We start from the raw sequence: 12,316 nt of genomic DNA, 5'->3' as shown, positions 1-12,316 counted from the left end.
CCACAAGAGAACATGGAACGTCTTGCCATGTTCCGCGACCGTACTCTAGCGTCCGGGGCATGCCCTCTGCACAACGGCGGGACTCCCCGCGCGGACAGGCGATCGCGGAGCGGGCCGCCCGCGTCATCCCCGGCGGCGTCAACTCCTCGACCCGATACATCGGCGACCCCTACGCGTTCGCCGCCGCCGACGGCGCATATGTGACCGACGCCGACGGCCGGCGCTACCTCGACTACCACGCCGCCTTCGGCGCCATCCTGCTCGGTCACAACGCCCCGGTCGTCAACGACGCCGTCCGGGCCGCCCTCGGCGGCCTCGACCTCGTCGGCATCGGCGTCACCGAGCCCGAGGTCGAGCTGGCCGAGCGGATCGTGGACATCATCCCGTCGGCCGAGTCGATGATCGCGACGATGAGCGGCTCGGAGGCGACCGCGCAGGCGATCCGCCTGGCCCGCGCGGCGACCGGCCGCGACCTCATCGTCAAGTTCCAGGGCGGCTTCCACGGCTGGCACGACGCCGTCGCCCGCAACGTCATCTCCGCCCCGGACAAGGCCTACGGCCGTGACCCGCTCTCCAAGGGCATCCTGGCCCAGGCGATCGACGCGACGCTCATCGCCGAGTTCAACGACCTCGCCTCGGTCGCCGAGCTGTTCGACCGCCACCCGGACCGCATCGCCGCGGTCATCCTCGAGCCGATCCCGCACAACGTCGGCGCGCTGCTGCCCACCCGGGAGTTCGTCGAGGGCCTGCGCACGCTCACCGCCGAACGGCGGGCGCTGCTCATCTTCGACGAGGTCATCACCGGCTTCCGGCACGCCCTCGGCGGCTACCAGCAGGTCGTCGGCGTCACCCCCGACCTGACCACGTTCGGCAAGGGCATGGCCAACGGCTTCCCGATCGGCGGCGTCGCCGGCCGGCGCGACCTCATGGAGCGCTTCAACGGCCGCACCGGCGACGTGCTGCTGGCCGGCACGTTCAACGGCAACCCGGCCGGGTGCGCCGCGGCGCTGGCCACGATCGGCTACCTGCAGGCCAACCCGGACTTCTACACCCGCACCCACGCGCTGGGCGCCCGGATGCGCGAGGGCCTGACCGCCATCGTCGCGGAGCTGGGCATCGAGGCGACCGTGGCCGGCTTCGGCGGCGTGTTCGCGCTGTACTTCGCCAAGGGCCCGGCGCTGGGCTACCGCGACCTGATGCGCAACGACAACGCCGCCTACGTCGCCTTCCACCGCGGCATGACCGACCGCGGCTTCCTGATGCTGCCGATGGCACTCAAGCGCAACCACGTGTCCGGCGCCCACACCGAGGCCGAGATCGACCTGACCCTCGAGGCCGCCCGCGACGTACTGTCCACAATGGAGGGATGACCGGGTGCGCGGGCGATCCGCCGCCCCGGGCTACCGCCTGAGGCCGACCGTGACCGGGCCGCCCGCGGGGTCCACGCCGTCCAGCACGTCCGACGGCACGCGGAACACGCGACCGGGTGCGGCCGGCCACCACAGGCGGCGCTCGGCGAGGGTCCGGCCGTCCTGGCGTACCACCACCGTCGGCCCGGCCACGTGCTCCTCGGCCCACAGCAGCAGCCGCCCGCGGGCCGGCGCCGGGTCACCGGGGCGCACCAGGTGCGGCGACACCCACCGGAACGGGGCCTCGGCCCGCAGCGGCACCGGGTCGCCGGCCGGCCGCTTCCCGTCGAGGTAGGCGCGGACGTGCCGGGCCACGGCCGCGCCGTCGAGGGCGGCGACGTCGGCCGTGTCGACCGGGTGCACGAGGTTGCCGGCGGCGAAGACGCCGGGCCGCGGGGTGCGCAGCGCGGTGTCGACCAGCGGGCTGCGGCTGGCCGGGTCGATCGGCAGGCCGGCCGCGCGGGCCAGCTCGTGGTCGGGGATCCAGTCGCCGGTCAGCACCACCGTGTCGCACGCCACGGTGCGCCGCACCCCCGTGGCGAGGTCCTCCAGCTCGACGCCCTCGACCCGGCCGCGCCCGGCGATGCGCACGAGCCGGGTGCGGGTCGCCACGCGCGTGCGCAGGGCGAGCCGGCCCGGCGCGTGGAACAGCAGGTACGCGTCCGGCCGCGGGTACTCGGTCGTCATGAGCACGGTGCGGCACCCGGCGTGGCGCAGCGTGAGCGCCGCCGACCAGCTCACCGCCTCCGCCCCGACGACGACGGCCCGCCGCCCGACCCCTGGCAGTCCATTGTGGACTATCTGCTGGAGCTGGCCGGTGGTGAAGACCCCGGACGGCCGGTCCCCGGGGATGAGCCGGGCCGGGCGCGGGCGCTCGCGGGCGCCGGTGGCGAGCACGACCGCGCGCGCCCTGACCGTGAAGCGCCCGGTCGGCGCCGTCACCTCCAGGCCCCGCTCCCCCGCCCAGCCGGTGGCGGTCGCCCCGGTCAGCACGCTCGCCCCGGCCGCCTCGGCCCGCTCCAGCAGCCGCCGCGCGTACCGCGGGCCCGTCATGACCCGGCGCAGGTCCCGCAGCCCGTAGCCGGTGTGGTCGCTGTGCCGCGGGATGCCGCCCGCCTGCGCCTCCCGCTCGAGCACGAGCACGTCGAGGCCGCCGGCGAGCTCGGCGGCGGCCCGCAGCCCGGCCGGCCCGGCGCCGACGATGACGACGTCCGGCCGCATCACGCCGCGCCCCTGCCCCCGCCGGCGAAGCGCGCCGCGACCTCGGCGCCGCAGTAGAAGCCCTGGCAGCGGCCGTTCATCGCGCGCGTGCGCCGGCGCAGCCCCGAAAGCGTCGCGGGCGGGATCGGCCCGGCGAACGCGTCGCGGATCTCGCCGGCGGTGACGCGCTCGCAGAAGCAGACGATCCGGCCGTACTCCGGGTCGCCGGCGATGCGCGCCGCGTCCTCGTACGGCCGCCGGTACGCCTCGCCGAGGTTGGGCATCCGGGGCGGCGCCGGCAGGTCGTCGCGCGCGAGCAGCTCGAGGCCGGCGTCGCGCAGCAGCGCCGTGGCGTGCTCGGCGATCGCCAGGCACGCGGACAGGCCCGTGGAGCGGATGCCGCCGGCGAGCAGGTAGCGCCGGCCGGCGTCGGCCCTGATGAGGTAGTCGGGGCTGTCGGCGGCGGCCCGCAGGCCCGCGTAGGTGGCCGTGACCTCCTCGTCCAGCAGCGCCGGGCAGAGCCGCCGGCCCTGCGCCAGCAGCCCGGCCAGCCCCGCCTCCGAGGTGGCGGTGTCGGCGCGGTCGTCGAGGTCCTCGGCGGTCGGGCCGAGCATCACGTTGCCGTACACCGTGGGGCTGATGAGCACGCCCTTGCCGCGGGCGGTGGGCACGGGCAGCAGGATGTGCTCGGCGAGGGGCCGGGCCTGCTTGTCGAAGACGATCAGCTCGCCGCGGCGCGGGGTGAGCGTGAACCGTTTGTGCCCGAACAGCCCGTCGAGGACGTCGCCGCCGAGCCCGGCCGCGTTGACGACCCAGCGGGCGCGCACGTCACCGGCCGGGGTGTGCAGCACGGTCGCGTCCCGGCCGGCGGTGACGCGCTCGACCCGGCGGCCGAGCAGCAGCGCCGCGCCCCGGCCCACGGCGTCGGCGGCGAGCGCCAGGTTGGTGCTCCACGTGCACGTGATGGCCTCGTCCGGCACCACCAGGCCGCCGAGCGCGCCGGGGCCGATGTGGGGCATCATGCGGTACACCTGGGAGGAATCGACGATCGAGGCCCGCTCGTAGCCGTTGCGCCCGGCCTTGGCCAGCAGCCCGGGCAGCGCCGCCAGCTGCTCGTCGTCCCACGCGACGAGGATGGCGCCGGTGCGCTCGACCGGGATGCCGGTCGCCGCGGCGTACTCGGTGAGCATCGCGTACCCGCGCCGGACGAGCCGCGACTCCAGCGTGCCCGGGGTCGCGTCGAAGCCGGTGTGCAGGATCGCGGTGTTGGCCTTGCTGGTGCCGTCGCCGACGTCGTCGCGGCCCTCGACGAGCGCGACCGACAGCCGGTGGCCGGCCAGGGCGCGGGCGATCGCGGAGCCGACGAGCCCGGCCCCGATCACGGCGACGTCGAAGGTGGCGTCCACGTCAGGCCCGTCCGGCGGCGGCCGACCAGCGGGCGCGGAACCCGGCGGCCCGCTCGGCCGGCCAGGCCGGCGCGTAGACGGGGCCGGGCGCCCACCCGACGACGGCGGCGTCCAGGCTCAGCCCGGGGTCGGCGGCGCAGCGGGCGAGCGCGGCGGCGCCCAGGGCGGTGGCGTGCTCCGAGGGGTACACCTCGATCTCGATCTGCATGAGGTCGGCCACCGCCTGCATCAGGGTCCGGCAGCGGGTGAGCCCGCCGTCGACGCGCAGCCGGGTCAGGGGCGCGCCGAGGTCGCGCTCGACGGCCGCGCCGAGCTCGGCGACCTGCGCGGCGATGCCCTGCAGGACGGCGGCGACGAGGTGCCCGGTCGTGGTGGCCAGGCCGAGGCCGCTGAGCGCGGCACGGGCGTCGGGGCGCCAGCGGGGCGCGCCGAGGCCGGCGAGCGCGGGCACGGCGAGCACGTCCCCGACGCCCTCGGGGTCGGCGACGTCGTCGAGGTCGGCGGCGCCGCGGATCCAGCCGAGGGTGGCCATCCAGCGCACCGCGGAGGCGGCCGTGTACACCTGCCCGTCGAGGCAGTAGCAGGTCTCGCCGCGCAGCCGCCACGCGACGGAGGCGGACAGCCCGGCGCCGGAGCGGGCCGCGGCCGCGCCGGTGTTGGCGAGCAGGAACGCGCCGGTGCCGAACGTGCACTTGGCCTCGCCCGGCCGCAGGCACCCCTCGCCGGCCAGCGCGGCCTGCTGGTCGACGACGAGCCCGCCGACGGCCGCCTCGCCGCCGAACGCGCCGGTCGACCCGACGATCTCGTCGCACGCCACGATGTCCGGCCGCCGCTCCCCGCCGAGCCCGAACAGGTCCAGCAGCTCGGGGTCCCAGGCGCCGGTGTCGAGGTCCGTGACGAGCGAGCGGCTCGCGGTGCTGACGTCGGTGACGAACCGCCCGGTGAGGTGGTGCACCAGCCAGCTGTCGGAGGTGGTGACGACCCCGTCGCGGGTCACGTGGCGCCGCAGCCAGGCGAGCTTGGGCGCGGAGAAGTAGGGGTCGAGCACCAGCCCGGTCCGCGCGGCGAACGCGTCGCGGTGCGCGCCGAGCTCGCCGCAGAGCCCCTCGGCCCGCCGGTCCTGCCACACGACGAGGTTCGACAGCGGCCGCCCGTCGTCGGGGTCCCAGGCGAGCACGGTCTCACCCTGGTTGGCCAGGGTGACCACGTCGATCGGCAGCCCGGCCTGCGCGACCGCGGCCCGGCCGGCCCCCAGCACCGACCCGAGCAGCTCGGCCGGGTCCTGCTCGACGCCGCCGCCCGGCAGGTACTCGGGATGCACGGCCCGCTCGGCGAGCCCGCGCACGCGCCCGTCCCGGTCGACGACGACGGCTTTGGTGCCGGAGGTGCCCTGGTCGATCGCGAGCACCGTGGTCATGGCGCATTATCGGCACCCGGCACCGCGCCGGGCAAGGGATTGCCCGCTCAGTGCGAGCCGCGGGCCACCCGGTCGCCGCTGGCGCCGAGCAGGAAGTCCTGATCGGCTCCGGTGTCGGCCTGGCGCACGGTGTCGATGTAGAGCCGCTCCCAGCCGCGGGCCGGGCGGGCCAGGGCGTTCAGGAAGGCGGCCGACGGCTCGCGGGCGTCGAGGTCGGCCTCGACGTGCAGGGTGCGGGCGGCCACGTCGAGCACGACCATGTCGCCGGTGCGCACGCGGGCGAGCGGACCGCCCGCGGCCGCCTCCGGGGCGACGTGGAGCACGACGGTGCCGTACGCGGTGCCGCTCATCCGCCCGTCGCAGACCCGGACCATGTCGCGCACGCCCTGGGCGAGGAGCTTCGCCGGCAGCGGCATGTTGGACACCTCGGGCATGCCCGGGTACCCCTTCGGGCCGCACCCGCGCAGCACCAGCACCGAGTCGGCGGTCACGTCGAGCCCGGGGTCGTCGAGGCGGGCGTGGAGGTCCTCGACCGAGTCGAAGACGACCGCCGGGCCGCGGTGGCGCAGCAGGTGCGGCGAGGCGGCGGCCGGCTTGATGACGGCGCCGTCGGGGGCCAGGTTGCCGCGCAGCACGGCGATGCCGGCCCGCTCCTGCAGCGGTGCTGCCCGGGTTCGAATGACCTCCCGGTCGTACACCGGCGCGCCCTCGACGTGCTCGACGAGCGGCCGGCCGCTCACGGTGCGCGCGCCCGGGTCGAGCAGGTCGGCCACCTCGGCGAGCACGGCGTGCAGGCCGCCGGCCCGGTGCAGGTCCTCCATCAGGAACCGCCCGGCCGGCTGCAGGTCGACCAGCAGCGGCACGCCGGCGCCGATGCGGTCGAAGTCGTCCAGGGTCAGCTCGACCCCGGCCCGCCCGGCGATCGCGAGCAGGTGCACGACGGCGTTGGTGGAGCCGCCGAGCGCGGCCAGGGCGACGATGGCGTTGTGGAACGACCCCCGGGACAGCACGTCGCTGGGCCGGCGCTGCTGCTCGACCAGGTCGACGGCGAGGGCTCCGGCCGCGTGGGCCCCGGCGAGGAGCCGGCTGTCCGGGGCGGGGATCCCGGCGGTGCTGGGAAGGGTCATGCCGAGCGCCTCGGCGAGCAGGCCCATGGTGGACGCGGTGCCCATCGTGTTGCAGTGCCCGCGGCTGCGGATCATCGCGGACTCGGAGTCGAGGAAGGCCTGCTCGGACAGCGTCCCGGCGCGGACCTCCTCGGACAGTTTCCACACGTCGGTACCGCAGCCGAGCGGCACGCCCCGGAACGTCCCGGTCAGCATCGGCCCGCCGGGCACGACCACGGCCGGCAGGTCGACCGAGCAGGCGGCCATGAGCAGCGCCGGGATCGTCTTGTCGCAGCCGCCGAGCAGCACGACCCCGTCGATCGGGTTGGCCCGCAGCATTTCCTCGGTGGCCATCGCGGCCATGTTGCGCCACAGCATCGCGGTCGGGCGCACCTGCGTCTCGCCGAGCGACACGACGGGCAGGTCGAGCGGGATGCCGCCGGCCTCGTAGACGCCGTTGGCGACGCTGCGGGCGACCTCGTTGAGGTGGGCGTTGCACGGGGTCAGGTCGGAGGCGGTGTTGGCGATGGCGATGTGCGGGCGGCCGTCGAACGCGTCGGCGGGCAGGCCGCGGCGCATCCAGGCGCGGTGGATGTAGCTGTTTCGGTCGTCGCCGGCGTACCACTGGGCGCTGCGTCGCGGGGCCATGAGCCACGCTACCGCCGTACTATCCGGACATGACAGCGCTGGCGCGTTACACCGCCCGCCCGGCCGCGCCCGGCGCGCACGCCCTCGGCGAGGGGCCGGTCTGGGATCCGGACCGTGAGCGGCTGCTGTGGGTCGACATCGTCGCCCACGCGGTCCACGAGGGTCGCCTGGACCCGGACGCCGGCACGATCACCCGCACCGGGACGGCGACGTTCGAGACCACGGTCGGCGCGGTCGCCGTGGCCGCCGCCGGGGACCTGCTCGTGGCCGAGCGCCGGGTGCTGACCCGGGTCGCGCCGGACGGTTCCCGGTCCTTCGTCGCCCGTGTGCTGCCCGAGGATCACACCGGCCGCCTCAACGACGGCGCCGTCGACCCCGCCGGCCGCTTCCTCATCGGCAGCATGGCCGAGGACGGGCGACGCGGCGGGGAGATCCTGGCCCGGCTCGACCGCGACGGCGTCACGGTCCTCGACGACGACCTCGACCTGTCCAACGGCCTGGCCTGGAGCCCGTCCGGCGACCGCCTGTACAGCGTCGACACCATCCCCGGCCTGATCCGCGTCCGCGACTACGACCCGGCCACCGGCGCCGTCGGCGAGCGCCGCGACTGGGTGGCCATCGGCGACGGCCTGCCCGACGGGATGTGCGCCGACGCCGAGGGCAACCTGTGGATCGCGGTCTGGGGCGGCTCCCGGGTCGAGTGCCGCGGCCCCGGCGGCGACCTGCGGGCCGTCGTCGCCGTCGACGCGCCGCACACGTCCAGCGTCGCCTTCGCCGGCCCGGACCTCGACGTCCTCGTCATCACCACCGCCGCCCACGGCCTGGCCCCGGCCGACCTGGCCCGCCACCCGAGCTCCGGCCGGCTGTTCACCGCCCGGGTCGGGGTCGCCGGCCTCCCGACCGCCTACTGGGACCCGGCGTGCGCGCCCTCGTCCTGACCGGCCCGCACCGGGCCGAGGTGCTCGAGGTCCCCGAGCCGGTCGCCGCCCCCGGCCACGTGGTCGTCGACGTGGAGCGGGCCGGCATCTGCGGCACCGACGTGGAGCTCTTCACCGGCGAGCTGAGCTACCTGCAGACGGGGATCACGGCGTACCCGGTGCGCCCCGGCCACGAGTGGTCCGGCATCGTCACCCAGGTCGCGCCCGACGTCGACCCGGCGTGGCTGGGCCGCCGCGTCACCGCCGACACGATGGTCGGCTGCGGCGCCTGCGCCCGCTGCCGCGCCGGCCGCCACCACGTGTGCGACGACCGCCACGAGATCGGCATCCGCGGCGCCCTGCCCGGCGCCCTGGCCGAGCGCGTCGCCGTGCCGGCCCGCTCCCTGCACGCGCTGCCGCCGGCCGCCGACGCCGAGCTGGGCGCGCTGGTCGAGCCCGGCGGCAACGCGCTGCGCTGCGTCGAGGCCGCCGCGGTGTCCCCCGGCGAGCGCCTCCTGGTGCTGGGCACCGGCACGATCGGCCTGCTCGTCGCGCTCTTCGCCCGCGCCCGGGGCGTCGACGTGCACGTGCTCGGGCAGCAGCCGCGGCAGCTGTACCTCGCCCGCTCCCTCGGCCTCGATCGCGCCTGGACCCGCGAGTCGCTGCCGCCCGGCCCGTGGGACGCGGTCGTGGACGCCACCAACGACCCGGCGATGCCCGGCCTCGCCGCGGCGCTCGTCGAGCCGGGCCGCCGGATCGTGTGGATCGGCCTGTCCGGCACCCCGAGCACCGTCGACACGCGCGAGATCGCCCTGAAGGACGTGACGGCCGTCGGCATCCTCGGCGCCTCGGACGGCCTGCCGGGCGCGATCGCCGCCTACGCCGACGGCTCCGTCGACCCGCGCCCGCTCGTGGCCGCCACCATCGGGCTCGACGAGGTCGCGGCCGTCCTGGCCGGCACCCGCCCGCCCGACGCCGGCCCGGGCCCGAAGCTCCTGGTCGACCCCCGCCCGCGCGGCTAGGCCCTGACCTGTCGATCATGCCGTGCCGAGACGAGGTCCGGATTTCGCCTGCGTGCGCCCCCGCGGAAGCCTGGCTACCGGTGTTGTAACCCGGCTTTCGCGGGGTGCGCGCAGCGCCTTGGCTGGGCCAGGAATGTGGGCCCGGCGCAGGCCGGCATGATCGGCAGGACAGGCCCTAAGCCTCATCCCCCGGGTTCAGCAGCGGGAAGAAGCGGGCGACGACGGCGACCGGCCCCGCGCCGGCCGGGCTGGCGCCCGGGCGGTCCTCGCGGTGGCGGTAGCCGGCGACGAGTGCCCGCACGGCGCCGGCCAGGTCGGCCATCTCCTTCGGCGTGAGGTACACCACCTGGCTGAACGCGTCGTCGCGCCGCCACCGGGCCGGGGCCTCGTCCCGCATGCCGAGCCAGCGCTGGTAGCTCTCGTCCTCCAGGCCGCGCGCGAGCGCGCCGAGGTCGGGGGCCGGGGGTTCGGCGGGCGCGCCGGCGAGGCGCCACGGCTTCGCGCGGCCGCGGCCCGGCGCCGGCTCGACCAGGCCGTAGCGCGCCAGCTGGCGCAGATGGAACGAGTGCAGCCCGGACGACCCGCCCAGCTCCCGCGCGGCCTCGGTGGACGTCACCGTGCCGCGGGCCCGCAGCAGCTCGACGAGCGCGGCCCGCACGGGGTGGGCAAGTGCGGCGGAGACCTGTTGGCCCATCACTTTGCAAAGTATGGTTCTTTGCAAAGTACTTTGCAAGGAGGACGCCGATGACCGTGCTGCCCATCCGCCTGTTCGGGGATCCCGTGCTCACCACGCCGGCCGAGGAGGTGACGGCGTTCGACGCGGAGCTGCGCGGGCTGGTGCGCGATCTGACCGACACGCTGCGCGACCAGCAGGGCGCCGGGCTGGCCGCGCCGCAGCTCGGGGTCGGGCTGCGGGCGTTCGTGTTCCACGTCGACGGCGTCGAGGGCCACCTGGTCAACCCGGTGCTGAGCTTCCCGGACGAGCAGCTGCAGGACGGGCCGGAGGGCTGCCTGTCGATGCCCGGGCTCTACTTCGACACGGTCCGCCGCCGGCACGTGGTCGCGAAGGGCTACACGGACCGCGGCGACCCGGTGCAGGTGGTCGGCGACGGGGAGCTGTCCCGCTGCCTGCAGCACGAGACCGACCACCTCGACGGCGTGCTGTTCATCGACCGCATGGACGCCGAGCGCCGCCGCGCCGCGATGCGCACGATCCGCACCGCCACCTGGTTCACGGGCATCGCGGCGAAGGTGAAGGTGAGCCCGCACCCGCTCTTTCGCCGGTGACCTCAGACGAGGCGGACCGGGGTGTGGCGTAGCCAGAGGTCCAGGCTCAGGGCCTGCTCGATCGCGCGGCGGGAGACGCCGAAGCCGTCGTGCTCGTACGGGGACTGGACGAGCTCCGAGACACGCCGCGGGTCCAGCAGCGGGGCGGCCGGGGAGTCGGCGGCCACGCGGGCCAGGGTGTCGCGCAGCACCCGTTCGTAGAGCGGGTCCTGCGTCGCCGGATACGGGCTCTTGGTCCGGGCCAGGACCGACTCGGGCAGGACGTCGGCGACGGCCGCGCGCAGCAGGCTCTTCTCCCGGCCGTCGAAGGTCTTCATCGCCCAGGGCGTGTTGTAGACGTACTGCACCAGCCGGTCGTCGCAGAACGGCACCCGCACCTCGAGGCCGTGGGCCATGCTCATGCGGTCCTTGCGGTCGAGCAGGATGCGCACGAAGCGGGTCAGGTGCAGGTAGCTGATCTCGCGCATGCGCCGGTTGTCCGGGTCCGGGTCGTCGCCGTGGTCGACCTCGGCCAGCGCCGCGCGGTAGGCGTCGGCCTGGTAGTCGCGCAGGCGCAGCGACTCGCGCAGGCCGGGGTCCAGGGCGCTGTCGCCGGGTGCGACGGTGACCAGCCACGGGAACTGCTCGGCCCGCACGACCTCGGGCTGGTGGAACCACAGGTAGCCGCCGAACACCTCGTCGGCCGCCTCGCCGGACAGCGCCACCGTCGAGTGCCCGCGCACGGCCCGGAAGAGCAGGTACAGCGACGTGTAGATGTCGCCGCCGAACGTCGGCTGGTCGGCCGCGGCCACCACCGCGGAGCGGGCGAGCGGGTCGATCAGCGACGCGGCGTCGAGCACGATGTCCTCGTGGTCGACGCCGACGTGCTTGACGACGTCGTGCACGAACGGGGTGTCGGGGGTGCCGCGCAGCGCGTCGGGGCGGAAGTGCTCGGTCTGGCCGACGAAGTCGACGGCGAACGAGCGCAGCGGGCCCTCGTGGCGGCGATGCATCGCGGTGTACGACAGCGCGGTGATCGCCGAGGAGTCCAGGCCCCCGGACAGCAGCGCGCACATCGGCACGTCGGCGACGGTCTGCCGGTCCACGATGTCGTCGAGCAGCTCGCGCACGGTGCGCACGGTGGTCTGGACGTCGTCGGTGTGCTCGACGTACTCGGGGCGCCAGTACCGCCGCCGGTGCAGCCCGTCGCGGTCGAAGCGGACCAGCTCGCCCGGGACGACCTCGTGCAGGTCGCGGTACACGCCGTGGCCGGGCGTCTTGACCAGCGCCAGCAGCTCGCGCAGGCCGTCGAGGTCGACGACGGCCTCGGCCAGCGGATGGGCGAAGATCGCCTTGGGCTCGGAGCCGAAGAGCACCGCGCCGGGGATGCCGGTGTAGTGGAACAGCGGCTTGACCCCCATCCGGTCGCGCACCAGCAGCAGCTGTTCGCGGCGCACGTCCCAGATCCCGAAGGCGTACATCCCGTTCAGCCGGTCGACGAAGTCCTCGCCCCACTCGACGTACGCCCGCAGCACGACCTCCGTGTCGCTGAACGTGCGGAACCGGTGCCCCTGCGCGACGAGCTCGGCGCGCAGCTCGCGGTAGTTGTAGACCTCCCCGCTGTAGGTCAGCGCGGCGATCTCCCGGCCGTCCTCCTCGGCGACCATCGGCTGCTCGCCGCCCTCGATGTCGATGATCGCGAGCCGGCGGTGGCCGAACGCCACGTGCTCGCGCACCCACAGGCCTTCAGCGTCCGGGCCCCGCAGCACCATCGTCCCCGTCATCGCCCGCGCCGCGGCCCGCTCCTCGCGCAGGTCCCGGCCGAAGTCCGCCCAACCGGCGATTCCGCACATGTGACCCACCTCCAGCCGCAGCCCTTCCCAGATGTCGGACGGGTAACCGGCCCGCGTCCTGCGTAACACGGC

General features: G+C 75.6%; 10 protein-coding genes. 4 read left to right on the top strand and 6 right to left on the bottom strand.

The window, feature by feature from the left end; genetic code table 11:
- Positions 1 to 59: 59 nt before the first annotated feature.
- Positions 60 to 1,370, top strand: a complete 1,311-nt coding sequence (locus ACQEVU_RS09660; RefSeq protein WP_433322253.1) for an aspartate aminotransferase family protein — start codon at positions 60 to 62, stop codon at positions 1,368 to 1,370.
- 30 nt (positions 1,371 to 1,400) lie between these two features.
- On the opposite strand, the gene ACQEVU_RS09655 is transcribed toward ACQEVU_RS09660, so the two are convergent.
- The 4 genes from ACQEVU_RS09655 to ACQEVU_RS09640 are packed head-to-tail and all read right to left on the bottom strand — an operon-like array spanning position 1,401 to position 7,186.
- Positions 1,401 to 2,630 carry an NAD(P)/FAD-dependent oxidoreductase gene (locus ACQEVU_RS09655; protein WP_433334874.1) on the bottom strand — a complete coding sequence of 410 codons (1,230 nt, stop codon included), beginning with the start codon at positions 2,628 to 2,630 and terminating at the stop codon, positions 1,401 to 1,403.
- Positions 2,630 to 4,015, bottom strand: coding sequence for an NAD(P)/FAD-dependent oxidoreductase (locus ACQEVU_RS09650; RefSeq protein WP_433322252.1), 1,386 nt, complete (start codon positions 4,013 to 4,015; stop codon positions 2,630 to 2,632). Before ACQEVU_RS09650 ends, ACQEVU_RS09655 begins: the two co-directional genes overlap by 1 nt.
- A gap of 1 nt (position 4,016) precedes the next feature.
- On the bottom strand, positions 4,017 to 5,432 hold the full coding sequence (locus tag ACQEVU_RS09645) for an FGGY family carbohydrate kinase (RefSeq protein ID WP_433322251.1): 1,416 nt from the start codon (positions 5,430 to 5,432) through the stop codon (positions 4,017 to 4,019).
- Positions 5,433 to 5,479: 47 nt separating this feature from the next.
- Complete coding sequence (locus ACQEVU_RS09640) at positions 5,480 to 7,186, bottom strand: IlvD/Edd family dehydratase (RefSeq protein ID WP_433322250.1); 1,707 nt, start codon at positions 7,184 to 7,186, stop codon at positions 5,480 to 5,482.
- A 29-nt stretch (positions 7,187 to 7,215) separates the two neighbouring features.
- Here ACQEVU_RS09640 and ACQEVU_RS09635 point away from each other — a divergent pair, with 29 nt between their 5' ends.
- Both ACQEVU_RS09635 and ACQEVU_RS09630 read left to right on the top strand, forming a co-directional pair.
- Positions 7,216 to 8,124, top strand: coding sequence for an SMP-30/gluconolactonase/LRE family protein (locus ACQEVU_RS09635; protein WP_433322249.1), 909 nt, complete (start codon positions 7,216 to 7,218; stop codon positions 8,122 to 8,124).
- Positions 8,106 to 9,125: a zinc-dependent alcohol dehydrogenase gene (locus ACQEVU_RS09630; protein WP_433322248.1), complete on the top strand. Its 1,020-nt coding sequence runs from the start codon at positions 8,106 to 8,108 to the stop codon at positions 9,123 to 9,125. The genes ACQEVU_RS09635 and ACQEVU_RS09630 overlap by 19 nt, the downstream gene beginning before the upstream one ends.
- 175 nt (positions 9,126 to 9,300) lie before the next feature.
- Here the strand turns inward: ACQEVU_RS09630 and ACQEVU_RS09625 are convergent, their stop codons facing one another.
- Positions 9,301 to 9,819: a winged helix-turn-helix domain-containing protein gene (locus ACQEVU_RS09625; protein WP_433334872.1), complete on the bottom strand. Its 519-nt coding sequence runs from the start codon at positions 9,817 to 9,819 to the stop codon at positions 9,301 to 9,303.
- A gap of 50 nt (positions 9,820 to 9,869) precedes the next feature.
- Between ACQEVU_RS09625 and def the strand changes: the two genes are divergently transcribed.
- Positions 9,870 to 10,412, top strand: a complete 543-nt coding sequence (def, locus tag ACQEVU_RS09620; protein WP_433322246.1) for a peptide deformylase — start codon at positions 9,870 to 9,872, stop codon at positions 10,410 to 10,412.
- A 2-nt stretch (positions 10,413 to 10,414) separates the two neighbouring features.
- On the opposite strand, the gene asnB is transcribed toward def, so the two are convergent.
- Positions 10,415 to 12,313, bottom strand: coding sequence for an asparagine synthase (glutamine-hydrolyzing) (gene asnB, locus ACQEVU_RS09615; protein WP_433322244.1), 1,899 nt, complete (start codon positions 12,311 to 12,313; stop codon positions 10,415 to 10,417).
- Between the last annotated feature and the right edge of the window lie 3 nt (positions 12,314 to 12,316).

Source organism: Dactylosporangium sp. CA-139066 (genome assembly GCF_050936175.1).
Taxonomy (GTDB): domain Bacteria; phylum Actinomycetota; class Actinomycetes; order Mycobacteriales; family Micromonosporaceae; genus Dactylosporangium.
The sequence above is the reverse complement of the archived record's forward strand: the minus strand, read 5'-3'. Positions and strand labels throughout refer to the sequence as shown.